We start from the raw sequence: 20,487 nt of genomic DNA, 5'->3' as shown, positions 1-20,487 counted from the left end.
AGGAGAGGTCGCTTAGTGGAGACAGTCACATACACAAATCGCTTTGGAGAGTCCGTCACATTTGGCGGTCCTCCTTTTTATTTGCAAAATATTGAGGGTTTGGGAGATGTGTCAGCTAATCTCCAAACACAAAAAGTACCCTATGAGGACGGTAGTACATTAATAGATGTACTGCTGGATGAACGTTCGATAGATATTACATTTCTTATCGTAAATGCCATCGATGAAGGTGGATATGAAACCGTATCAAGGCGAAGAACAGAAGTTGCACGTATTGTTAACCCGAAGTTAGGCCCTGGTACCTTACGTTATGAAAATGACTATCTAGTACGAGAGATTTTAGTAGTTGCATCAAGTGTACCAGCTTTTCCTGATGGTGACGGGAGAGCTAAAACATTACAAAAAAGTATGATTAATTTTGTCGCACCTGATCCATATTGGCGCAGTTTGAAAATTGATGAAGAGCCAGCCTTTCAACCGTTATTTCAGTTTCCCTTTTCTGGCCCGTTTCAAATGGGCATGCAGAGAGATCGACGTATCATTAACAATGATGGGGATGTTGCGGCACCGTTGTACATTGAGTTTTTCGGACCAGCAGATAACCCTAAAATCGAAAACGTAACAACAGGTGAATTCATTAAAGTTAACCAAACGCTCGCTGAAGGTGAAAAGATGGTGATTGATACAACACCAGGCACGAAATCGGTTGAGTTTGTCGATGAGGGTGGATCTCGCAGGGATGTTATAAACTGGCTCGATTTAGACAGTGTATTTTTTAAGTTGCAGCTAGGTGAGAACGACATTAGTTATACAGCTGACAATGATGTGCAGGGTTCAATCGTAAACATTAGCTATCATAAACGCTACAACGCAGTATAGGAGGAATGACAGTGGCTGAAATATTTAAGTTTTTTAATAGTGCACCAGGAGATGAGCGTTGGCATTATGCTAGTGATTTTGCTGATTATTTTGGAGATGTACTGTCTAGTGGACTATTGCACAAAGACGGAACACCCAATCTTTTAGTAAAGGTAAACCCTGGTACCATGCAGACAATTATAGAACCGGGTAAAGCATTAATGCAGGGGTACCAATACAAAAATACAACGCCACTTTTTTTAACACATGGTTTACCAGAACCAGATGTAGATCGAATTGACCGTATTGTTTTGAGATTGGATAAACGGAACAATGCACGATACATTAGGCTGTTTGTAAAAGAAGGTGTGTCAGCTGAAAACCCAGTTGCTCCTACTTTGCAACGCGACAATTACGTATATGAAATATCGTTGGCACAAATTAGGATAATGGCAAATACAGCTTCACTAGAACAGCTAAATCTCGTGGATGAACGGATGGATGAGGATCTATGTGGCATTGTTTATTCACTCATTAGCGTACCTACTAGTGTGTTCCAACAACAATGGGATCTTTGGTTTAATTCGATAAAAGGTGGAGTGGAAGCAGAAGTAATTGCGTGGCAGTTGCAGGAGATGGCAAATTTTGATGCTTGGCAAGCACAGGAAAAAGCGAATTTTGACGCTTGGTTTGCATCGATTCAAAATATTTTAGATGGTGATGTAGCAGCTACATTAGCTGCTAAAATTACAACGTTAGAACAAGATTTTGAGGCTCATGAAAACAATGCAGCAACTACTTCGACACCTGGACATGTAAAAATAGTTGATTCTGTAAGTAGTGAATCAACCACTGAAGCAGTTACACCTAGAGCAGTTAAACAGGTAAATGACACGCTAACAACCCATGCAGATGATTTTACAAGTCATGTTCATTTTGCTGTAGCTACAAATGAAAATGATAAGGTTATAACATTGGATCATATACTATCTTCTTTACCATTAGGATTTGCTGTATCATTTGCTAACTCACTAGCTAATACTGGTCCAGTAACATTAAATGTTAATAATTTAGGCGCTGTACCAGTTTTAAATGCCAAAGGTGAGCAGTTAAAAGCAGGGGCTTTAGCAGCTAAAAGTATTTATACTGTGCGTTACAATAGTGCGACTGGAAATTTTATCTTACAGGGTGATGGGGGTGGTGACGACTTTGATTATAACAAAATATTTAAAGGGTTAACAGAAGTGGTGGATATTACAGAATCTTATACTCGTAACTACTATCTTTCTACGGTAGCTATTGGCACGAAATTAGCAGTAACAACAATAGGTAATGCCCAAGTTGGGCAAGCAACATTATATAATCTTGATGATTTTACGGTAACTATGAGTGGTATTAATTTACCTAATGTTTATGATATGTATGTTTCGGATGATGACCAAGATGTATACACTTCTGCTAGTGGTGCGCTCGCTAGATATATTAACGGTGGTAAAACTCAGCTATATTTAAAAACGGTAGAAAATGTAGTTAATAAAAACTTTAGTAGGTCAGGTAAAGTTTCTATAGACAATGAAGGACATATATTTATGCACTCAGCGCATGTTGTATATAAGGTAAACTTAGCAGATGGGGTTATGATCAAGAAATATACATCACCTACAAGTCAACAAATTTCTGATATGCTAGTTGACCCTATAAATAAATGCATATATATAATTAACACTGTTTATGCCGTTAGAAAATTAAACTTTGACTTAGAGTTAATCTGGGAAAAGACTGCATGGAAGAAAGTAGACGCAAATGACCCTAACTATATGCTATGGGCATTAGATTCTAATGGTAATCCAGTATTGGAATACAGTATCGCAGGGTACTATTATTTACGTTTTACGAAATTTAACTCTATAGATGGTAGTGTTATCAATGAAAGGACAATTAGTGATAATAAAGCGCAAGTTTATCCACAGTTTTCAAATGCAGCATTTAATAGGTATGCTAACAACTTAGTGTACTTTGATGCTAAAAAGTCACACGCTTTTAATGAAAACACGTTTGATTTTTTAGGTTCATCTGCTAAAACTTGGGCAGTAGCACCAGGGGTTACAATGGTAAGGCCAGCAAGAGACGGAAAAACTTTAGGAGCGACTTATCAAGGCTCAAATGGGATGATTTTTTTAGAGAAACCAATGTACAAAATAATAGAAGGAGGGCAATAGCATATGATTTATCTAAGTGATTTAGCTCTTATTCAAGGTAGTATTTATAGAGTTGACGGTGTGCATAATATGCCATTTGATGAAACTTATGGACTTGGTAAAACGGAAGAGGAATTAAATCAAACTGGATTATTGGTAGAATCCTTACCAGTAAGAGAGGATAACGGTAAAAATGCTACGCTTTTTGTAAACAAAAGTACTAAAGAAATGTATTATGAGTACGCAGATTTCCCACCTACTGAAGATGAAAAGTATGCTCAAATAAATGAAGCGTTAGGTGTTGCTTTGTTAGAGAATGCAGCAGATAAGGTGCGGATTGTAGAACTTGAAAAAACGCAAGGCGAGCTGCTTATGGAAGTAGCCATGCTGAAAAAGGGAGGTAATTTATAATGTGGTATGCAACTGTAAAAAGATATTATGACACAAAACATCCATCTTACAATGACGAGAGTTTAAAGATTTTTGTAAAAGCAGCAATGATTACTGTCGATCAGTATGAAACTATAACAGGTATTGATTACGTAGACGCAGCATAAAGCTAGCGTTATTTTTTTGTCTGAATTCAAAGGTAAATAAACCCTTTTGTCGAATTATTATAGACAAGAGGATGGTGAGAAAAATGTATGTAGAATATCAAATCAATTTAGATTATGCAGATGGAAAAGTAAGTGAGAGTAAATCTTATAGATTTGAAAATGCTGAAACAAGAAATATGGTTTTTAACCAAATTGTTTCGGATTTTTCAAATGATATAGTTGATATGAATCATTTAAGGCAATTCGGTGGTATTACGATTGATTCATATGATTATTATGAACCCAACTTAAGTACAATTGCACCGTTTGTTCCACATGCTTCGTTCAATATGGCTGTATTAGATGAAATATTGAATTTGTTGGAGCAAAAATCTAAAAACAGTTCAATTAAGATAAAGTAAGGCACTCTCATCGTAGGGTGCTTTTTATTATGCAAAAGAAGGTGATCACATTGCAGAACATCCCACTAAGAGTTATTGATGATGATTTTAACTTACTAGGCGAAGTAGATCGATACTCATCGGCACAAATAGGCATCTCCTGGTCTGATATAGGAGAGCTAGAACTTCAGATTAATCGTTACCTACAGCATGCGGATAAGCTGACAAAGGGTAACATCATCTTTCCGTATAACCGATTGGACCAAGCCTATATTATTCGCTATCGTGAAATCGAACTTGATGAAAACGGCAAACAAACAGAGAGTTGGCGAGTTAAAGCTTTATCACTTAAAACCTTTACCTCTCAACGTTTAATTTACCCAGCACCTGAAAAAGCGCATGAAGAGGTTACTGGTGATGTAGAAACAGTCATGCGGCATTTTGTTGACACGCAAATGATTAATCCAGTTGATCCTAACCGTGTATTCCCTAACCTTGTGCTAGCGGATAATCAAAATCGAGGTCCAGAAATTGAAGAAAAAGCACGTTACGACCCATTAAATGAAAAGCTCAAAGAACTATCAGAGCTTCATGGATTAGGTTGGAATATAGAACTTGATTTGCATAATAAACAGTTCGTATTCGTGATAAATGAAGGGCGCAATCTAGTAGCTAATCAAGTCGGATTGCCTCAAGCCATTTTTTCAACAGAATTTGAAACGATTGAATCACTCGAATACACCGAAAGTGATCTGGAATATAAAAATTTTGCTATCGTTGCAGGGCAGGGTGAGGGCATCTATAGAAAAATAGTTCAAATCGGTGAAGCTGTTGGAAAAGATCGATATGAAATGTTTGTTGATGCACGTGATTTAACTACTAATGCTGGACTAGTCAAGCGAGGTAACGAAAAGCTGGCCGAACATGCCCAAGAGGTTTACTTAGGTGGCCAGATATTGACTACATCAAGACTTATATATGATGAAGATTATAGTGTAGGCGATATGGTGACGGTCCGAGATAAAGGTTGGTGTGTGACCATGGATACCCGAATTACCGCAGCTAAAGTGATTTGTGAGTACGGAAAGCGTAAGGTTGAGGTCGTGTTTGATAATGATAAGCCTACTTTTATTAGCAAAATGAGGCGTGAGATTGATGCATTGAAGTACGAGTTGAAAAAATAGGCTCAAATAACTAAGTAATTTGTCTATCAAAGAAGGAAATCATTACCTTTTGTCGAATTATATATACGAAGGGAGGATGATGATATGAAAACCGAGTCTGCAAAAATCTTTGTTAAAAGAGAATATGATAATGAAGACCATGAATATTATGTGGTAATTGATGATGTGAAAATTTTTGATCTCAATAAAAATGAAATTAAAAATAAAGAAATAACTAATCATTTCATCAATGAAAAGACTTATGACACAACTGACATTGTTTTAGTTGAATTAGTAGCTAATGGTTTAAACATTGATGAATCTGATGTGAAATTGGAGTATATATAGCTTGGTATAAGCACTCTCAGCTGAGAGTGCTTATTATATTGTATCATTAATACCTAAGTAAAGTAATGCACTGTACCGATCAGTGTTATTTTTTATGTTTTTTAGCTATGAGAGCAATTGAGATGGGCAACAGTACATGTTACTGAATCTCGATGCTTCTCATAGCTTTAATTTTAGGGCAAAGGATTGGTGATGATATGGAAGGATCATCGTATGTAAGTGTAACTGAACACAATATGTTGAAAGAAAAAGTAAATGCTCATGAGGTTCGAATCTCTATTGCAGAAAATAACATCAAGGATATGAAAGATGATTTAACTGCAATTAAATCCAATACGACTTGGATTGTTCGACTGATTATTGGTGGAATTGTTACTGGTGTCATTACTGGAGCAATAGGAATAATTTTTGCGGCAAATAAAATGTTATAGGAGGAACCTACAATGAAAATCAACTGGAAAGTACGATTAAAACACAAACCATTCTTAGTGGGAGCATTTGCTTTACTACTACTGTTAGTGCAACAAATCGGTGCGTTATTCGGCTACGACACAACAATTTATAATGAGCGAGTTACAGAGTTATTTAACACTGTGCTCGCTTTTTTTGTGCTGATTGGTGTGGTTGTTGATCCAACTACTCCAGGTACAGGGGACAGTGAACAAGCATTAGAATATGGAAAAACAAAGGATGATGTGAAATGACGAGTATAACAACAACTTGCCGTGATCTAAGCGAATTAACAGCTACAGCACAAACAGCGTGCCGACTACTCTTTCAAGAATGCTACAAGGCAGGTATAGATTTTATTTTCATCACAGAAACATTCCGCAGCCAAGCTCGTCAAAATTACCTTTATGAACAAGGAAGATCACGACCAGGTCAAAAAGTTACATGGACGCGTAACAGCAATCATACATCTCGTAGAGCTTGGGATATTGCTGTAGCACCGCCAAGAAACCTATATGACATTTCTACGCTTTCGAAAGTAGGGGTAATTGCTAAAAAGCTAGGCATTGAATGGGGTGGGTATTGGGAAGCTGGAAAGTATGATGCACCTCATTTTGAAATTCCTTCAAATTGGACAATGCCAAAAGGGTACAAGTTAGAAGGGCAAGTTATTGTGCCGTCTAATAGTAAGCTGAAAGTACAACTAATTGTTAAAGATAAATCACAAGAAAAGGATGATGAAACAATGAGATTTACAAACCCAACAACTGAAAATGCTGTGCGTGATTACATTAAACAGGCTGTAGATAAAGGCAAGATTGATAAGTCTTGGCTTGAGAAATTTGATTCAGGTACTATGACAAGTGGTGATTTTGAAGGTTTGAAAATTATTATTTCTCAACGATAATATGGAATAGGTTTTTTAACAAGATGAAAGAAAGGTATGCCCGATAGTATTGTTTTATCGGGCATTTGTTTTTAATGAGTAAGAAGAAATGTTAATCCAACAGTAATTACAATAGCACCGGCCCAGTATAACTTTAATCGAGAATCATAATATCTGGTCTTTCTAAAACTAATGGAATTGTTAAATAGGTAAATTAATCCTAATGCAGATACCACGATAAAGATCAAAGCTAAGACTGATAATTTCATAAATCCTAGCATTCCTTTCACCTCCTTTCAAATGAAAAAGCACCTGAGGATAAAGCCATCATAAAGATGACTTATCCCCAGGTGCTTCCTGTGTCAAAGTTAAAATTAAATTAATTTAAGTAAATTTACTGTACCACATTTGGCATATTATGTATACTTTTTTGTTTCTTAAAAGCCCAGGTACTCATTAATTTGAGCCTGGGCATTTTTTTAATGACCAAAACAGCTAAACCTCTACCTTGGTCTATTTTGTTCCAAAATAAAAAGGCCTGACAAGAGGCCTCAAGAAGAAACACAAACACATCACAAGATGTGCGTTTGAGATAACCTCAAACCATACTGTGTAGGTTGCTTATGACTTGATAAGCAAATTATTAATGCAAACTTATTATACTTGCGTTAATTTTAAATGTCAAACAAATCTTTTACACGTACCATAATTTTATTTAAGGCTTCCTGATCCACAGTGCCTAATTTATGAGGGGCCAACCTAACCTTACTTAAACTTCTTATTTGTTCACATTTAATACAAGAATCCTCTGTTAAAAAAGGATAATCGCTTTTTTTTAATATAAATTGTGTTTTAATCCTAGGAATACGCTTTCCTCTTACTGTTTTGTATCTGATGGTAGTAGATAAAGGAGCAACTGTAATTTGAGTGCTGACATTATTATAAAATGTTTTTGATAAAACGATTACAGGTCTATCATTGTTTTGCTCTTCTCCGATATTTTCTCCAATTTTACACAAATAAATATCACCTCTGTTAATTGTCATTTCCTTATATGACTCTGGGTTACCATTATAAGTATTGACTAAAACTTTTTTCTCTTGTGTCCATTCGTCTAGTTTTTGTGTGTTATTCATTAATGTCATGTTATTTTCACTCCTATTATTTATTAGGGAATAATTTCATGCCATACCCCTGATAGTTTGGATAATTATATAATTTAGACTCAATTGCTGAAAATTCATCACTTTTATAGTCATTTTTCACATATGAATGTATGGGAAAAGAAACGAGATCTGCTAACTCAAGTTGTGGGTATGATAATTTTTTATCTTTTGTACGTTTTGGGTTAAAGTAAATTCCTTTTATGTTTGAGAAAAAAGATGAATCATGATATCGATTACCATAAGTAATTAACTTTAAAGCTGTATCAAGAAGTAATTTATTTTCCTTCTCTCCTCTTGATTCTACTACTATAATACCGTTTTTATTTCCAGAATTTAATTCATAACAATATCGTTCTAGTAAAAATTCAAGGCATAAATCGTAAACTGGATAGGGATTGATATAAGACCTAACATGGGAAAATTTATCAATTGAAGAACTGTATATACTGTAATCACTATCACTTATTAAAACTTTTAAGTCTTCAAGAAAATGTTCATAATTAATTAACTTAGGATTAAAGGCACCTGTCTTTTTTCGAATATCTCGGGAGTGAAATACAACCTTTTTCTTATTAAAACACCCATTGTTCCAGTATTTATTTTTTAATTTTGTAATATCGTCAATAAATGTTTTAAAACCTTCTCTAGTAAAAACAACACCTGTAATTGTAAACCATTGCAGTAAATCATTTTTAGGCTGCAGTAAATCTTTTAAACTTGGTATTCCGTTCTCATCAATTGCTAAAATATTATCAATGTTACCAGGAATATTATTAAGAATAGCTGGTCTCGACTTCCAAGGCATTTAAAAAACTCCTTTTGGTAGGCATTATATCATAATTTACCATAGTTTCTAAGTAACTGGAATGAAAATAGATAATTATTTTCATTGCCAAAAATAGAACATTAGTTCTATAATAAGTACAAACAAATGTTCTTATTAGGAGGAATGAATATGGCAAAGTCAAAGAAAAAGGATCCATCTAAAAAGGTTGCTGAAAAACCAAAACAACCATCTAAACACCCTGAACGCGACGAGTTTGACCTTGAGGAGCTTGGCTACAGTTTAAGTGAAGCACTAGAAGATTGTAAGTTTCGGATGTTTGCTGTTTACAATAAGTCGGGGTCATTAGAAGGAAAGGTAACAAAAATGGACCCAAACACAAAGATGATCCACATTCAGGATAAACACATGGATGTCCATAAAGTGCATTTTTTAGACATTTTGAGTGTATCGAATTTGGATTATTAGTGGAGGTTGTTGGGATGTTGCGTGACCGTGGGAATATGAAGTGGACAGCTATGATGCTGCCAGAGCATTTAGTTGAAATACGAAAATGGAAAGAAGAACAATTTTACGATAAAAAGCGTGAGTTGACCGAGTGGGAGCTAGAGGAAATAGAACAAACCATCCAGCGTGCTTTTAAGATGCAAAAGCTTGTGAGATTGACATTATGGGAACAAAATAAGTTGCATGATGAGGTAGGCAGGGTCACTGGTACTGACGTTTATAAAAAAGAGTTGCTGTTAGACACTGACTTTTCAATAAAGCGAATTACATTCGATAAAATTCAAAGAGCTTTATTAGTAGACAGTGATGATTAATAGAGAAGATCGCCAAGTGCTTTATGAGTATATAAAATTAGATATGGCAATCAAATCATTACAGCGTGATTATGATGTGTTAGGGAGTCTCAAAATGTCCAAGGTATATCTCAACATAGTAGATTCACTTTTAAAGGATATACGAAACGATTATTACAACAAAAAGCGTTTTTTAGCTAAACAAAAGATTGAGGTAGTAAGATGGGTGAAAATAAGTGAGCATTTTAGCGAGGTGACAATACGAACGCCTGGAGAAGATGAAGTGCATCAGTATGCTAATCAAGCCCTGAAAACCCATACTGAAGAGTTGATATTTAGATATTTGAAGAATTAAAGAAACCAGGTGCTCATTTTAGCATCTGGTTTTTAGTGAACTAAACCTCTAGTTCATCATGTTCTTTCTTTTTATTAGGAATGACCTTCATTACCACAGTAATAGCCTCGTCAATCGATTCACCGAACATCAACTTCACAATTTTAACCACACGATCAACCTTTTCAGCAACCCACACGACTATGATACCACCACTAAACGTATAGCCTACAAAGTCAATGATGTCCATAAGTCATCTCCTTTTTATAATTTGAGTAAGCGATAAATCTGACGTATCTTCAATTGGTCTAAATGCAATAAATAGGTTGACAAATACCATTGCATGAATTTCCTGTTGCCTAGTGTCACACGAATTAAAACTGCAGCAGTGGTGGTTGGTGTAATATCAAGCGCAAATGCTAACACACTTAATTGGTCGTAGTCTCTCCGTTTAAATTTGATTGTTACCTTGCCTTTATCAGCATGAACAGTGATCCTTAATTTCGGTCTTTCTGGGTAACCTAAAGTGATTGTGTTCTTCCAACGATAATCTCTTCGGAACCACTTCCTTATTTCTTCAACGATAATCTCCGATACAGCTCCAGTATTACATAACCTTTCTGCTACATCTTTAACAGGTTCATCACAAATTTCAGCAAAGCGATACAAAGTAGTTTTTAGGCTTTCCGAGATAGTGGGCTTCACATCAACTTTTTTATCTGAGCGAGTGATTCTCCTGTTCCCCATCGAGAAATTTCCCTCCTCCCCATACCTTTTCGTAACTTATCCCTAGGAATTAATCCTAACTTTAATCGATTCCTAGACTTAATGTAGGTATACGTAGCAGGGAACTGGAAAAGAACCACTTAAAAAATAATTATTACAATTGTAATAATCCAGGTCGTCGAGTTATAAAATGTACTACATTTGTAATACAAAAACGAAAGGGGATTGGATTGAATAGAATAATTTTGGGTATTGATGCAGGGAATCACAAAGCGAAGGTAGTTGGACCCTTTGGAGTTGACTCATTTAAAACGAATATTTGTGATTGGTTTGAACGTGATGTGGAGGAATCATTTGGTCCTGATGATATGGAGTTTGAAATTGATGGCCGCAAAGGGTTTGCTGGCACAATCGCACAGTATGAGGATGAATTCGGGGATGGTACTAGGTACGGAGATAGTAAGGCTCATGAGGATACTAAAATCAGAGTCTTACTAGCAATACATCGTTATTTAAGCCGTTACTGCCCGCATATTGAACAAGTAAGCTTTGTAACAGGACAGCCAATTAAACGTCATAAACAAGCTGAAAAAGACTCAATTATTGCTATGTTGAAAGGTAATCATGAAATAAAGGTTAATAGGAGGATAAGAAAAGTATCTATAGATAGAGTGGCCGTAGCTCCTGAAGGTAGTGGGGCATTCTGGGCGCAACCTAGTGATGGGATTATCCGAGTAATTGACGTTGGAAGTGGAACTGTTAATGCGGCAACGATTATCGATAGAAAGCATGTTAATAACGCAAGCACCACATTTAATTTTGGGGTTGAAACAGTATCCAATAAAGACGATGTACAAAAGATAGCTAGGGGGATCATACGCAATACAACAAAATTGAAATGGAATAAAAATGACAAAATCTTGATTTGTGGAGGTATTACAGAAGGAATAGCACCATATATAATAGAACATTACATTAATGCAGAAATCATTAATCCAACAATACATCGTGGAAATGGGGTGACAACTTTACATCCTGTCTTTTCAAATGCTGTTGGATTTTATGCAATAGCGAAGGGGGCATTTGGATGAGTAATGAAGGTAGGAAGAACAAACCTGTCAGCTTTAATACCAAAGACGAACACGACCTTGCACTATTAAATCACGCAGAACAGATTAACCCATTGACAGGCAAAGCACGTAATTTCAGCAAGTATGTGAAACGATTGATTGAAGAGGATATGAATCGTGGCCCAGAAAGTGAAATTAGGATAGATCGCAACGAACCAATTATCCATGAAGACGAAACATATTCGATTGAAACTAAAGAGGCTATGAATAGTTTTATATAAAAAACCACTCTTGATTGAGTGGTCTTAAAGTTTAGATACCTAAAAGATGTTTCTTCTTTGCATCAAATTCTTCCTGTGTTAAAATACCAGCATCCATTAGTTCTTTCAATTTGATCAATTCATCCGTTGGAATTGACGATGTTGTAGAAGGGGGAGCTGCTTGTGTAGTCTCTTCCTCTTCAGCAACAATTAATAATGAAAGTTTTTCAAGATCTTTCTTATCACACTTAATGACTAAAGGTATTTTTTCTCCGTTTTCACGCTTTAAGAAAAGTGTGGCCACAGATTTATCCTTCCCAGTATTGGCACCCATGGCACCAGCTATAGCCCCAGCATTGCCAAACTTACTGCCGATAACTGTCCAACCTGCTATATCAAGAGCGCTTTTCTGAATATTTTCAACGCGTTCCCATCTTACTAACTTAAAAGTTTCAGGTTCTTTGTTGTCAATCAGAATGTCTACATATCCATGCTTAGTTTGTCTAAGAACATAACTAAAACCACGATCTTTCAATTGTTCTTTTCCATTTAAGATGTTCATGTTTAGCTTGATTGCTTTAGGTTCCTTTTCTTTCTTTTTAGGTATTGTTTTTTCTGGAATGCCAAAGATATTTTCAAGCTCATTCGCGAAAGGTTTTGTTGCATTATCATTAGTTAGTTTGAGTTTAATCTCATTCTTTAAATAGGTGAAATCAACTTCTACAGCAAATATTTTTCTGTTAACGACTAAGTTACTAATTGCATTTACATCATAAGAAACAAACGTTTTTCCTTTTTTATCTTTTTCCAATGTAAGCAATCTTTTAGTAGTCAATAAGAATAAAAAGTACGTTAACTTTTTTGAACCTGTTGTTGCAGATATTATCTGTTCATCATCCTCAATATGAGTTGACAAAATATCTATATCTTCTTCAACAAACGAAATAACTTGTTTACCAGCTGGCTTTAATAAATCTCTAATTTGTTCTTGTATATTCAAGTACATTTCCTCCTTCCTTATAGCTTGTTGGCAATACAATAAAATTGTATCAATACTGGTAGGTGTTGTCAGTATGGATTTTAACTGGTGCCCACGAGGTGCCCAAATAAATATAAAAACAGATAAATAGGAAGAAAGAATAATAGGAACATAGTAGATGGATTGATAAATAGGCTGTAATTGCAAGATTTATATAAATGTATAAAAGCTAGAAAACCTATAACCACAGCCTTCTAAGCCGTCGGTCGGGGGTTCGAATCCCTCCTGGGACGTCAAGCAAAGCCTTACAGCCATAACGGCTGTAAGGCTTTTTGTTTTTATGCATTAATATGAATAGCCTTAAAATTTCCCCATAATTTGTCCAAATCAATCCTTTTATTAAAAAGCTTATCAAAGTGAGCACTAGCTCTTTGATCTGTTTCTTGTAAAGTGTATTGAATGTAAAACAAGATTGCCCATAGACAGTCCTGCTAAGAATGTTTTTAAAATAAACTAGAAAAGAAATTTTTCGTAGTGCTAACAATTGAATTAAAAGTAGAGGAAATGAAATTAATAGCAGCACTTATTGCATTTTTTACAGTTTCCACAACGGTAACAAAAACATTTAAAACTTTATCCATAATATCTTGTATAAAGGCACCGACTTTATCAGCAATAGTAAGTATTAGTGTTTGGGCTGAAGGATGCTCTTCACCAAAATCTATCAATGAATCGTAGTATTTATTGATCATGTCTTCCGATTTTTTTAAAGCTTCCTCTTTTTTCTTACGCATATTTTCAAAAAAAGTTGTTTGATTTTTATCAATTTCTAATTGCTTAACATTTTCTTTTAAGTCTAATTCTTCTTGCACATAAAAATTATTAACGTTCTCCTGATATTCTTGTGTTAGTTTTTGTAATTCATCAGGTGCGTCTGATAATGAAGGAGCTTGAAGTCCAATGAACGCTGCTAAAGAAAATTCTTTGGTTTGCTCTCCCGTATAAGCATCTCTCATTTGATTCATAATACTACTAAAATTTTTTACTGCTACTGTCATAATTATTCCTCCTAGTAATTTAATTGTTGAAACAACTATAGATTATCAATAAAAGGTTAAAATTAGGTTAAAAAACATAAATTTACTTTTTTGTTTTAATATATAATATACTGGCGATGAGATAAGTTAATTAAAATAATCTGTATTTAATAATAGTAGAAAGACCACTCCATGATGGGTGGTCTCAATCTTTAAATAGGGTTACATGATGTGGAGAAAATGAAAAAAGACCACCTCTAATAGAGTGGTCAAAAATACTAACTTTTCTTACATTATAATGAAGTTGACTTACCTTTTTTCTCATCCATAATAAGGTCTTCTTCACGTTGTGGGCGTGGGGCTTCCGTATATTCTTTGCGCCCATTAGGTTTTTTTGGGTCTGCTCCACTAGCAAATGATTGTTTTGTTGGCTCGTCTGTTGCAAATTCTGTATTTTTTTTGTCTCGTTTCATGTCGACACCTCCTCAAGATATTATTTATCTTATCCAATAAAATATCCCTTGTTTATTTCTATTTCATCCTTAAAATTTCAGATTACCCCAAGACTATGTAAGGTAAATTTGGTAGGAAATTTCTGATGTTTGGCTTTTACATAAAATAATTGATTTTTTAGAAAAAATGAATTTTTATGTTAAAATAAACCAAAGAAAACATTTAAGAAAAGTATTGGCGCTCTGATGGGAGGTTGAACAGATGGATGAGAAGAAAAAGGGGAAATTACAAATCCTCGTAATAATTTTAATGATATTACTTTTGGTTGCAATATTTGTTGTATTTTTCATAGGTAAATATATGGTGGCATTTGTTTTATTTGGAATTTTTATGCTAATACTAAATTTTATTAGTAGCTGGAAAAACCTAGATAATGCAGATTACGTTTATAGAAAAATTCATAAGAGTAACCAGAAATGGTAATTACTAGACATTTAGCTTAGGAATCTTGTTATTCTTATGTTACTTGTAGTGCTTATTTGGATATCTGAAAAGAGCAAAGAAGGGATCCTCACTTTATATGAAGAAATAGTGAGTTATAATATTTTTTCAACAACTACGGAGGTGCTTTTTTGCAAACATTTTTTAAATATAATTGGCTAGTTCGGGAAGGTTGGTTTCGTTGGTGTGAAGAGTTGACTGAAGAAGAACTTTTGCAAAACCGAACTGGAGGAATGGGCAGTATATTACACACACTTTTCCATATCATTGATGTTGAATGGAGTTGGATTCGTCTTTTACAGGGGAAAACAGACTTTCAGGAGAGCTTTGATGAATATAATAGCTTGGAAAAGGTTCGTAAATTGGAAGCTGCATTTCATTTAGACGTCGAAAGCTTTGTAAAGCAATGGGATGATAGTATGGAAGAGCGAATACTTCATAATCCATTAGCCGATGGTAGTATGGAGACGCATACATGGGGTGAAGTCATTCGTCATACCATTGCACATGAAATTCACCATATAGGACAATTATCAATTTGGGCAAGGGAAATGGGGAGAGCGCCTGTTTCTGCCAATCTAATCAGAAGAGGTCTTTCTTCATCATTGAAAGATTCAGTAGGTGCTCAAATAAATAAAGAAACGTTTAAATAGAATGAGAGACACTGTAGAAATATATATATGCTAGAAAAATGGTGCAATAAAATCCAATTGTTTATCAGCTAAAAGTGAATAGCATACCAGATTATCTTCCAATTCATTAGAATGGAAGATTTTTTGATGCCCAAATGAGAAAAATTGCGAGGCAGATTTCATGAAGGCATTTACTTATGGCTTATAATATCCAGTAAATTTTAGTTAAACACTAATGTTTACTGGGTATTTTTTGGACAATATTTAGGTTAATTAGAAATATTTATATGAAGAATAGCTAACAACTTGACAGAAGTTTAAATGGGGAGTACTATACATTGGTCGCGAAAAAAGCTATTGTAACGTAACATTTTTAACGTGCCATACAGTACTTATCAGTTAAGTTCATATATATCTAGATTTTAATTTAATCAGTAAAAGGTAGGTGCAAAAATGAAAAATCTAGCAAATAAAAAAGATAACCTATTACAAAACTTTTTAGGAATTTATATAGTAGCAGTATTAATGTTATGGATTAAAACATACATCTCTCAACTATCACAATTTGACTTAGGTGTAGAAGGAGTCATACAACAATTCCTTTTACTAATAAATCCACTAGGCTCAGCAATGCTATTTCTAGGATTTTCATTTTTATTTAAAGGTAAAAGAAAATACACATCACTCGTTGTTGTCTACACTTTAATGTCTATTGTTTTATATGCCAATATTGTTTATTACCGATTCTTTAGTGATTTCATTACATTACCTACACTTTCTCAAACGCAGAATTTTGGAGATTTAGGTGGTAGTGTTCTTTCTTTATTAAAGCCTTATGATATCTTGTTCTTTGTGGATGTAATGGTTATGTTTTATCTACGATTCTCTAAAAAAATCCAAAAAGATACCAAACGTTTTGGCTATAAAAAAGGAATGGCAATCATTGCCTTTGCATTAGCGGTATCAATCCTTAATTTAGGACTAGCTGAAACTAATCGTCCTCAACTATTAACACGAGGTTTTGATAGAAACTATATTGTGAAATATCTAGGGATGTATAACTATACGATTTATGACTCAGTTGAAACGATGAAAGCCTCTTCTCAGAGAGCTTTGGCGGATAGTAGTGATATTACTGAAGTAATTAACTATACAAAGTCAAACTATGCCAAACCAAATGCCCAATATTTCGGTGCAGCAAAGGGAATGAACGTTATCTATTTACATTTAGAATCATTCCAAAACTTTTTAATCGACTATAAATTAAATGGTGAAGAAGTAACACCATTTTTAAATTCATTAGCAAAAGATAAGAATACATTGTATTTTGATAATTTCTTCCATCAAACAGGTCAAGGGAAAACGTCTGATGCAGAATTTATGCTTGAAAATTCTTTATTTGGATTACCACAAGGATCTGCTTATATTACAAAAGCACAAAATACGTATCAGGCAGCTCCTAGTATTTTAAAAGATTATGGTTATACATCAGCTGTATTCCATGGTAATAACGGAAGCTTCTGGAATAGAAATGTAATTTATAAATCATTTGGCTTCGACAAATTCTTAGATGCTAGTTACTATAACACAGGGACTTCCGAGGACATGGCTGAATATGGTTTGTTAGATAAACCATTCTTTGAACAATCTCAAAGTCTTTTAAGCTCTTTACCACAACCTTTTTATACAAAATTAATTACGGTAGGGAATCACTATCCATATAAAATGAATCAAGATTTAGTGACAATTGATAAAGCCAATACGGGAGATGCAAGCGTTGATAATTATTTCCAAACAGCTCGTTATGCAGACGAAGCAATTCAACAGGTCTTCCAGCAATTAAAGGAATCAGGATTATATGATCATTCAATGATTGTTCTTTATGGTGACCATTATGGTATTTCTGATAATCATAATAAAGCGATGGAACAAGTCATTGGAAAAGAGATTACACCATATGAAAGTGCTAATTTACAACGTGTACCATTATTTATACATGTTCCAGGCATACAAGGTGGGACCAACCATAGCTATGGTGGCCAAACAGACCTACTGCCAACGTTATTGCATTTACTAGGAATTGATTCACAACAATTTGTTCAATTTGGTTCAGACTTATTATCAGAAGAGCATGATGAAATTGTACCATTTAGAAATGGCGATTTTGTCAGCCCTACGATTTATTCAATTAATGAAAAATATTATGATAATAAAACAGGCTTACCATTAGACGACAGTCAATTAGAGGAAGCAAAGACGATTAAAAATGAAGTAGATCATAAATTGGCGTTATCTGATAGAGTCGTGAATGGTGACCTATTGAGATTCTATACGCCAACAGGTTATACGCCAGTTGATCCTTCTCAATATAATTACTCTCCTGATGAAAATGTAGAGTCTAAATAATTTAAGGCGGTTCAAGGAATTGTGTACGATATCAAAGTCTATAGGATATCATACCATTACCTTGAATTGCTTTTTTATTGGTCATTTTTGAATAAGTATGGCAATACCAAGATTTTATATTCTCCTTAAGGTTCAAATAGAAAATTGGACTAACAGAAAAAGCGATTCAAATCCCTTAATAGTAAGGATTTGAATCGCTTTTATTAGTAAGGAGAGGACAAACATGATGGCACTCATCATCCTTACTTATTTCTTTTTAAAGAATAATTTAGATGAAAAAAGGAAAGAAATAGGTGTAAATTTGAGGAGTTGATCGGGATGGAATTTTATAAAGACATAGTCATTTACTGTTATAGTTGTCGTAAAAAGACTGTGTTTACATGTAAAGATACACATGAAAAAAAGGGTGTCGATAGTCACTGCAGTGAATGTACAGGTATTTGGTTTGAATGGCAAAACCGAGCTGTCGAGAGAGAAATGGAGAAGTGGATTGCCTATAATAAAGACTTAGTAAATAATATAAATCACTGATCTATTTTTTTACACAAGAGTTAAGTTGAATACACCTAAAAAGCGTATTATCAAGTTAGTACGATGAGGCATTGAAGTGCCATTTTCTTTTAAGAGAGTGGTTCTTTTTCTTTTGCTTAGACAAAAGCTCTAGATAAAGAGAGGTGAATAATCGAATTATTGAATCTAAGCCATGATTTGCCCGTATACATATTATTATGATAATTAGGGGGGCATCATGGACGTTTATAAAAAGATAGCAATTATCGGGGGAACAGGTAAAGCGGGGCGTTACATTGCTTCTAAAGCATTAGAGAAAGGGTATCACGTACGGATGCTTGTTAGAAACCCAGAAAAGTTAGTTTTCAGAGACAGTAGGATTGAGGTAATAGAAGGAAATGTACAAAATATCGAGGATCTTCAAAAGCTATTAAAAGATTGTCAAATCGTTATCAATACTTTTGGTCAACCAATGAAAGAAAAACCGATTTATAGTAAAGTAACGGAAAATATATTGGGAGTCATGTCTGATTTACATATGGATCGTTATATTGGGGTAACGGGTGGATCGCTAACCATTGCTGGAGATACAAAGAGTATTATAAATAGAATGGGTGCAAAGATATTTGAAATTATTTATTCAAAAATGATGATGGATAAGAAAAAAGAATGGCATCTCCTTAGCTATAATCAAGTAATCAAATGGACACTAATTCGGCTTCCATTTATCGTAGAGGGAGATGAAGTAGGGTTCATAAAGGAAAATCTTGGAGATATGCCAGGTACAAAAATAACAAATCGGGATATAGCTACATTCATCATTAACCAAATAGAAAATCAAAAGTATGTACAAAAAGCACCGTTTATCTCCAATTAATCTAATTTAAAGGAGAATGCCACTTGGAGAGGGATAGGGTCAGCGCCTCAACTAAATGACTTTATCCCTTTTGAATGCCCAACAAAATTTTCCTTTGCCTCAATCATATTGGTACAAAAAATCAAATGATATCCTTTTGAGCGGTTTTTTAATTAAAACCTTCTCCAATAAACCTTCCAACTCCTCTCAACAACCAATAAATGATTCTAAATGGGAGGAAAAGTAATTCTGGTATCCAAATTAGTACATCAAGAAATAAGTCAATTAATGAATATTGATCTTTACGTCTCTTATCTCTTCTCTTTTTGTTTTTCCTTCCTTGCAACCATTCTCTCACATTACTTGACCCCTTTTACAAAAAAGTGCTGGCTTTTCTTAAGTAAGTATACGATTCATTGCTTTAGGTGGTTTCATTTTTAAAAACTTTATGATGTAAAAGCGGATATGGGGCGTAAATGGGAGTAAAAATGTTGGCTTATTATATTTCTTTAGCGATGTGTATTACCGCAAATGTGAGAAATGGAGAATTTAAAATTAAATAAGGTGAAAGACAAGCAGGTTTAAAAAAGGGTCACATAGGCTGGAAGTGACCCTCTTTGCTGTGGATGTATCGACATTAATGTGAGCTGCTATTAATGAAGATCATCCCTTTTTCATGTTTATCAATAACTATTAATATTCTTTTTGCACGAATGTTGCTCCGACAATAATGAGAAGAATGAATAGCACAACGATTAAAACGAATGTTGAACTATTGTTTTTGCCGCCATAGTCCATGCCACAACAACCCATACTATAACCGCCGCTATAGTCATTACCATAGCCTCCATAACAACAATTGAAATTACCCATGTTTCCAAAGTATCCCATCAAGATCTCTCCTTTCTTCAGTTTATTGTATGAATGCCGTTGAAAGAGAAAAGGGTATTCGTCTAATGAATCGTATTTAGGTAATTTTAAAGAGAATCTTGGGTGAAGGATGGATGAGTATCACTAAACACTTGATAGGATGAAACTCAAAGGCGCTTGTTACAGCCTGATGATTAGTTGTCAATCCAGTCCATAAGATAAAAAATAATTTTTTGATGCATGATGATGGAGCGGGTTTGAAA

General features: G+C 34.5%; 29 protein-coding genes. 20 read left to right on the top strand and 9 right to left on the bottom strand.

Translation table 11 applies throughout. From position 1 onward, the window contains the following. The first annotated feature begins 15 nt into the window (after positions 1-15). The 10 genes from NY607_RS06995 to NY607_RS06950 all read left to right on the top strand — a co-directional run bounded on the left by NY607_RS06995 (position 16) and on the right by NY607_RS06950 (position 6,861). The gene (locus NY607_RS06995) at positions 16-879 is read left to right on the top strand and encodes a phage tail family protein (RefSeq protein WP_237898346.1); all 864 of its coding nucleotides are present in this window, start codon (positions 16-18) and stop codon (positions 877-879) included. 11 nt (positions 880-890) lie between these two features. Next, on the top strand, positions 891-3,077 hold the full coding sequence (locus NY607_RS06990; protein WP_237898345.1) for a phage tail protein: 2,187 nt from the start codon (positions 891-893) through the stop codon (positions 3,075-3,077). 3 nt (positions 3,078-3,080) lie between these two features. Beyond that, the gene (locus NY607_RS06985; RefSeq protein WP_237898344.1) at positions 3,081-3,467 is read left to right on the top strand and encodes a hypothetical protein; all 387 of its coding nucleotides are present in this window, start codon (positions 3,081-3,083) and stop codon (positions 3,465-3,467) included. After that, the gene (locus tag NY607_RS06980) at positions 3,467-3,613 is read left to right on the top strand and encodes an XkdX family protein (RefSeq protein ID WP_131522655.1); all 147 of its coding nucleotides are present in this window, start codon (positions 3,467-3,469) and stop codon (positions 3,611-3,613) included. Before NY607_RS06985 ends, NY607_RS06980 begins: the two co-directional genes overlap by 1 nt. 83 nt (positions 3,614-3,696) lie before the next feature. Then, complete coding sequence (locus tag NY607_RS06975; RefSeq protein ID WP_131522654.1) at positions 3,697-4,014, top strand: hypothetical protein; 318 nt, start codon at positions 3,697-3,699, stop codon at positions 4,012-4,014. A 29-nt stretch (positions 4,015-4,043) separates the two neighbouring features. After that, on the top strand, positions 4,044-5,177 hold the full coding sequence (locus tag NY607_RS06970; RefSeq protein ID WP_237898343.1) for a siphovirus ReqiPepy6 Gp37-like family protein: 1,134 nt from the start codon (positions 4,044-4,046) through the stop codon (positions 5,175-5,177). 84 nt (positions 5,178-5,261) lie between these two features. Continuing rightward, positions 5,262-5,504 (top strand): hypothetical protein, encoded by a 243-nt coding sequence (locus tag NY607_RS06965; RefSeq protein WP_237898342.1) that lies wholly within the window; start codon positions 5,262-5,264, stop codon positions 5,502-5,504. Positions 5,505-5,701: 197 nt separating this feature from the next. After that, positions 5,702-5,935 carry a hemolysin XhlA family protein gene (locus tag NY607_RS06960; RefSeq protein ID WP_052125280.1) on the top strand — a complete coding sequence of 78 codons (234 nt, stop codon included), beginning with the start codon at positions 5,702-5,704 and terminating at the stop codon, positions 5,933-5,935. Between the two features lie 12 nt (positions 5,936-5,947). Continuing rightward, a complete protein-coding gene (locus tag NY607_RS06955; RefSeq protein WP_237898341.1) occupies positions 5,948-6,208 on the top strand; it encodes a phage holin in 261 nt (86 codons plus the stop codon). Continuing rightward, the gene (locus NY607_RS06950) at positions 6,205-6,861 is read left to right on the top strand and encodes a M15 family metallopeptidase (protein WP_237898340.1); all 657 of its coding nucleotides are present in this window, start codon (positions 6,205-6,207) and stop codon (positions 6,859-6,861) included. Before NY607_RS06955 ends, NY607_RS06950 begins: the two co-directional genes overlap by 4 nt. 653 nt (positions 6,862-7,514) lie before the next feature. Here NY607_RS06950 and NY607_RS06945 read toward each other — a convergent pair. Both NY607_RS06945 and NY607_RS06940 read right to left on the bottom strand, forming a co-directional pair. After that, positions 7,515-7,985, bottom strand: coding sequence for a type II toxin-antitoxin system PemK/MazF family toxin (locus tag NY607_RS06945; protein ID WP_237898339.1), 471 nt, complete (start codon positions 7,983-7,985; stop codon positions 7,515-7,517). A gap of 16 nt (positions 7,986-8,001) precedes the next feature. Further along, positions 8,002-8,811: a hypothetical protein gene (locus NY607_RS06940; RefSeq protein WP_237898338.1), complete on the bottom strand. Its 810-nt coding sequence runs from the start codon at positions 8,809-8,811 to the stop codon at positions 8,002-8,004. Between the two features lie 150 nt (positions 8,812-8,961). Between NY607_RS06940 and NY607_RS06935 the strand changes: the two genes are divergently transcribed. From NY607_RS06935 to NY607_RS06925, 3 genes are read left to right on the top strand one after another with little or no spacing between them, the layout of a single operon-like run. Then, entirely contained in the window at positions 8,962-9,258 is a 297-nt protein-coding gene (locus NY607_RS06935; protein ID WP_237898337.1) for a YolD-like family protein, read from the top strand. Positions 9,259-9,272: 14 nt separating this feature from the next. Then, complete coding sequence (locus tag NY607_RS06930; protein WP_259419362.1) at positions 9,273-9,611, top strand: YolD-like family protein; 339 nt, start codon at positions 9,273-9,275, stop codon at positions 9,609-9,611. Continuing rightward, on the top strand, positions 9,604-9,945 hold the full coding sequence (locus tag NY607_RS06925) for a YhjD family protein (protein ID WP_237898335.1): 342 nt from the start codon (positions 9,604-9,606) through the stop codon (positions 9,943-9,945). Before NY607_RS06930 ends, NY607_RS06925 begins: the two co-directional genes overlap by 8 nt. A gap of 40 nt (positions 9,946-9,985) precedes the next feature. Here NY607_RS06925 and NY607_RS06920 read toward each other — a convergent pair whose 3' ends face one another. Both NY607_RS06920 and NY607_RS06915 read right to left on the bottom strand, forming a co-directional pair. Then, positions 9,986-10,174: a hypothetical protein gene (locus tag NY607_RS06920; RefSeq protein ID WP_237898334.1), complete on the bottom strand. Its 189-nt coding sequence runs from the start codon at positions 10,172-10,174 to the stop codon at positions 9,986-9,988. A gap of 14 nt (positions 10,175-10,188) precedes the next feature. Beyond that, complete coding sequence (locus tag NY607_RS06915) at positions 10,189-10,671, bottom strand: hypothetical protein (protein WP_258860980.1); 483 nt, start codon at positions 10,669-10,671, stop codon at positions 10,189-10,191. A 209-nt stretch (positions 10,672-10,880) separates the two neighbouring features. Here NY607_RS06915 and NY607_RS06910 point away from each other — a divergent pair, with 209 nt between their 5' ends. Continuing rightward, positions 10,881-11,741: a ParM/StbA family protein gene (locus tag NY607_RS06910; protein WP_258860979.1), complete on the top strand. Its 861-nt coding sequence runs from the start codon at positions 10,881-10,883 to the stop codon at positions 11,739-11,741. Continuing rightward, entirely contained in the window at positions 11,738-12,001 is a 264-nt protein-coding gene (locus NY607_RS06905; protein WP_237898331.1) for a hypothetical protein, read from the top strand. The genes NY607_RS06910 and NY607_RS06905 overlap by 4 nt, the downstream gene beginning before the upstream one ends. A gap of 31 nt (positions 12,002-12,032) precedes the next feature. Here the strand turns inward: NY607_RS06905 and NY607_RS06900 are convergent, their stop codons facing one another. The 3 genes from NY607_RS06900 to NY607_RS06890 all read right to left on the bottom strand — a co-directional run bounded on the left by NY607_RS06900 (position 12,033) and on the right by NY607_RS06890 (position 14,469). After that, positions 12,033-12,980: an SHOCT domain-containing protein gene (locus NY607_RS06900; RefSeq protein ID WP_259419361.1), complete on the bottom strand. Its 948-nt coding sequence runs from the start codon at positions 12,978-12,980 to the stop codon at positions 12,033-12,035. 482 nt (positions 12,981-13,462) lie between these two features. Next, positions 13,463-14,017, bottom strand: coding sequence for a hypothetical protein (locus NY607_RS06895; protein ID WP_131520448.1), 555 nt, complete (start codon positions 14,015-14,017; stop codon positions 13,463-13,465). 272 nt (positions 14,018-14,289) lie between these two features. Further along, the gene (locus NY607_RS06890) at positions 14,290-14,469 is read right to left on the bottom strand and encodes a hypothetical protein (protein ID WP_048393711.1); all 180 of its coding nucleotides are present in this window, start codon (positions 14,467-14,469) and stop codon (positions 14,290-14,292) included. A 241-nt stretch (positions 14,470-14,710) separates the two neighbouring features. On the opposite strand from NY607_RS06890, the gene NY607_RS06885 reads away from it, so the two are divergent. From NY607_RS06885 to NY607_RS06865, 5 genes are all read left to right on the top strand, one after another. Further along, entirely contained in the window at positions 14,711-14,932 is a 222-nt protein-coding gene (locus NY607_RS06885) for a hypothetical protein (protein ID WP_131520449.1), read from the top strand. Between the two features lie 149 nt (positions 14,933-15,081). Beyond that, complete coding sequence (locus NY607_RS06880) at positions 15,082-15,603, top strand: DinB family protein (protein WP_131520450.1); 522 nt, start codon at positions 15,082-15,084, stop codon at positions 15,601-15,603. A 432-nt stretch (positions 15,604-16,035) separates the two neighbouring features. Next, complete coding sequence (gene ltaS, locus NY607_RS06875) at positions 16,036-17,988, top strand: lipoteichoic acid synthase (protein ID WP_259419360.1); 1,953 nt, start codon at positions 16,036-16,038, stop codon at positions 17,986-17,988. 318 nt (positions 17,989-18,306) lie between these two features. Then, positions 18,307-18,519 (top strand): hypothetical protein, encoded by a 213-nt coding sequence (locus NY607_RS06870; RefSeq protein WP_112118074.1) that lies wholly within the window; start codon positions 18,307-18,309, stop codon positions 18,517-18,519. A 217-nt stretch (positions 18,520-18,736) separates the two neighbouring features. Then, positions 18,737-19,375 carry an NAD(P)H-binding protein gene (locus NY607_RS06865; RefSeq protein WP_066036529.1) on the top strand — a complete coding sequence of 213 codons (639 nt, stop codon included), beginning with the start codon at positions 18,737-18,739 and terminating at the stop codon, positions 19,373-19,375. 148 nt (positions 19,376-19,523) lie between these two features. Here NY607_RS06865 and NY607_RS06860 read toward each other — a convergent pair whose 3' ends face one another. Together NY607_RS06860 and NY607_RS24300 are read right to left on the bottom strand one after the other, a co-directional pair. Further along, positions 19,524-19,712 carry a hypothetical protein gene (locus NY607_RS06860; RefSeq protein WP_048395071.1) on the bottom strand — a complete coding sequence of 63 codons (189 nt, stop codon included), beginning with the start codon at positions 19,710-19,712 and terminating at the stop codon, positions 19,524-19,526. 335 nt (positions 19,713-20,047) lie between these two features. Continuing rightward, on the bottom strand, positions 20,048-20,245 hold the full coding sequence (locus NY607_RS24300; RefSeq protein WP_048395072.1) for a YjcZ family sporulation protein: 198 nt from the start codon (positions 20,243-20,245) through the stop codon (positions 20,048-20,050). Between the last annotated feature and the right edge of the window lie 242 nt (positions 20,246-20,487).

The sequence above is a fragment of the Lysinibacillus sp. A4 genome (genome assembly GCF_024919535.1).
Lineage (GTDB): Bacteria > Bacillota > Bacilli > Bacillales_A > Planococcaceae > Lysinibacillus > Lysinibacillus capsici.
The sequence above is the reverse complement of the archived record's forward strand: the minus strand, read 5'-3'. Positions and strand labels throughout refer to the sequence as shown.

What these genes read in the sequence shown, in the direction of transcription:
- NY607_RS06890 (WP_048393711.1), bottom strand. Translation starts at nt 14,469, where the DNA reads ATGAAACGAGACAAAAAAAATACAGAATTTGCAACAGACGAGCCAACA.
- NY607_RS06895 (WP_131520448.1), bottom strand. Translation starts at nt 14,017, where the DNA reads ATGACAGTAGCAGTAAAAAATTTTAGTAGTATTATGAATCAAATGAGA.
- NY607_RS06960 (WP_052125280.1), top strand. Translation starts at nt 5,702, where the DNA reads ATGGAAGGATCATCGTATGTAAGTGTAACTGAACACAATATGTTGAAA.
- NY607_RS06980 (WP_131522655.1), top strand. Translation starts at nt 3,467, where the DNA reads ATGTGGTATGCAACTGTAAAAAGATATTATGACACAAAACATCCATCT.
- ltaS (WP_259419360.1), top strand. Translation starts at nt 16,036, where the DNA reads ATGAAAAATCTAGCAAATAAAAAAGATAACCTATTACAAAACTTTTTA.
- NY607_RS06885 (WP_131520449.1), top strand. Translation starts at nt 14,711, where the DNA reads ATGGATGAGAAGAAAAAGGGGAAATTACAAATCCTCGTAATAATTTTA.
- NY607_RS06940 (WP_237898338.1), bottom strand. Translation starts at nt 8,811, where the DNA reads ATGCCTTGGAAGTCGAGACCAGCTATTCTTAATAATATTCCTGGTAAC.
- NY607_RS06905 (WP_237898331.1), top strand. Translation starts at nt 11,738, where the DNA reads ATGAGTAATGAAGGTAGGAAGAACAAACCTGTCAGCTTTAATACCAAA.
- NY607_RS06935 (WP_237898337.1), top strand. Translation starts at nt 8,962, where the DNA reads ATGGCAAAGTCAAAGAAAAAGGATCCATCTAAAAAGGTTGCTGAAAAA.
- NY607_RS06975 (WP_131522654.1), top strand. Translation starts at nt 3,697, where the DNA reads ATGTATGTAGAATATCAAATCAATTTAGATTATGCAGATGGAAAAGTA.
- NY607_RS06870 (WP_112118074.1), top strand. Translation starts at nt 18,307, where the DNA reads ATGGAATTTTATAAAGACATAGTCATTTACTGTTATAGTTGTCGTAAA.
- NY607_RS06965 (WP_237898342.1), top strand. Translation starts at nt 5,262, where the DNA reads ATGAAAACCGAGTCTGCAAAAATCTTTGTTAAAAGAGAATATGATAAT.
- NY607_RS06925 (WP_237898335.1), top strand. Translation starts at nt 9,604, where the DNA reads ATGATTAATAGAGAAGATCGCCAAGTGCTTTATGAGTATATAAAATTA.
- NY607_RS06915 (WP_258860980.1), bottom strand. Translation starts at nt 10,671, where the DNA reads ATGGGGAACAGGAGAATCACTCGCTCAGATAAAAAAGTTGATGTGAAG.
- NY607_RS06945 (WP_237898339.1), bottom strand. Translation starts at nt 7,985, where the DNA reads ATGACATTAATGAATAACACACAAAAACTAGACGAATGGACACAAGAG.
- NY607_RS24300 (WP_048395072.1), bottom strand. Translation starts at nt 20,245, where the DNA reads ATGGGATACTTTGGAAACATGGGTAATTTCAATTGTTGTTATGGAGGC.
- NY607_RS06985 (WP_237898344.1), top strand. Translation starts at nt 3,081, where the DNA reads ATGATTTATCTAAGTGATTTAGCTCTTATTCAAGGTAGTATTTATAGA.
- NY607_RS06930 (WP_259419362.1), top strand. Translation starts at nt 9,273, where the DNA reads ATGTTGCGTGACCGTGGGAATATGAAGTGGACAGCTATGATGCTGCCA.
- NY607_RS06970 (WP_237898343.1), top strand. Translation starts at nt 4,044, where the DNA reads ATGCAAAAGAAGGTGATCACATTGCAGAACATCCCACTAAGAGTTATT.
- NY607_RS06950 (WP_237898340.1), top strand. Translation starts at nt 6,205, where the DNA reads ATGACGAGTATAACAACAACTTGCCGTGATCTAAGCGAATTAACAGCT.
- NY607_RS06865 (WP_066036529.1), top strand. Translation starts at nt 18,737, where the DNA reads ATGGACGTTTATAAAAAGATAGCAATTATCGGGGGAACAGGTAAAGCG.
- NY607_RS06955 (WP_237898341.1), top strand. Translation starts at nt 5,948, where the DNA reads ATGAAAATCAACTGGAAAGTACGATTAAAACACAAACCATTCTTAGTG.
- NY607_RS06920 (WP_237898334.1), bottom strand. Translation starts at nt 10,174, where the DNA reads ATGGACATCATTGACTTTGTAGGCTATACGTTTAGTGGTGGTATCATA.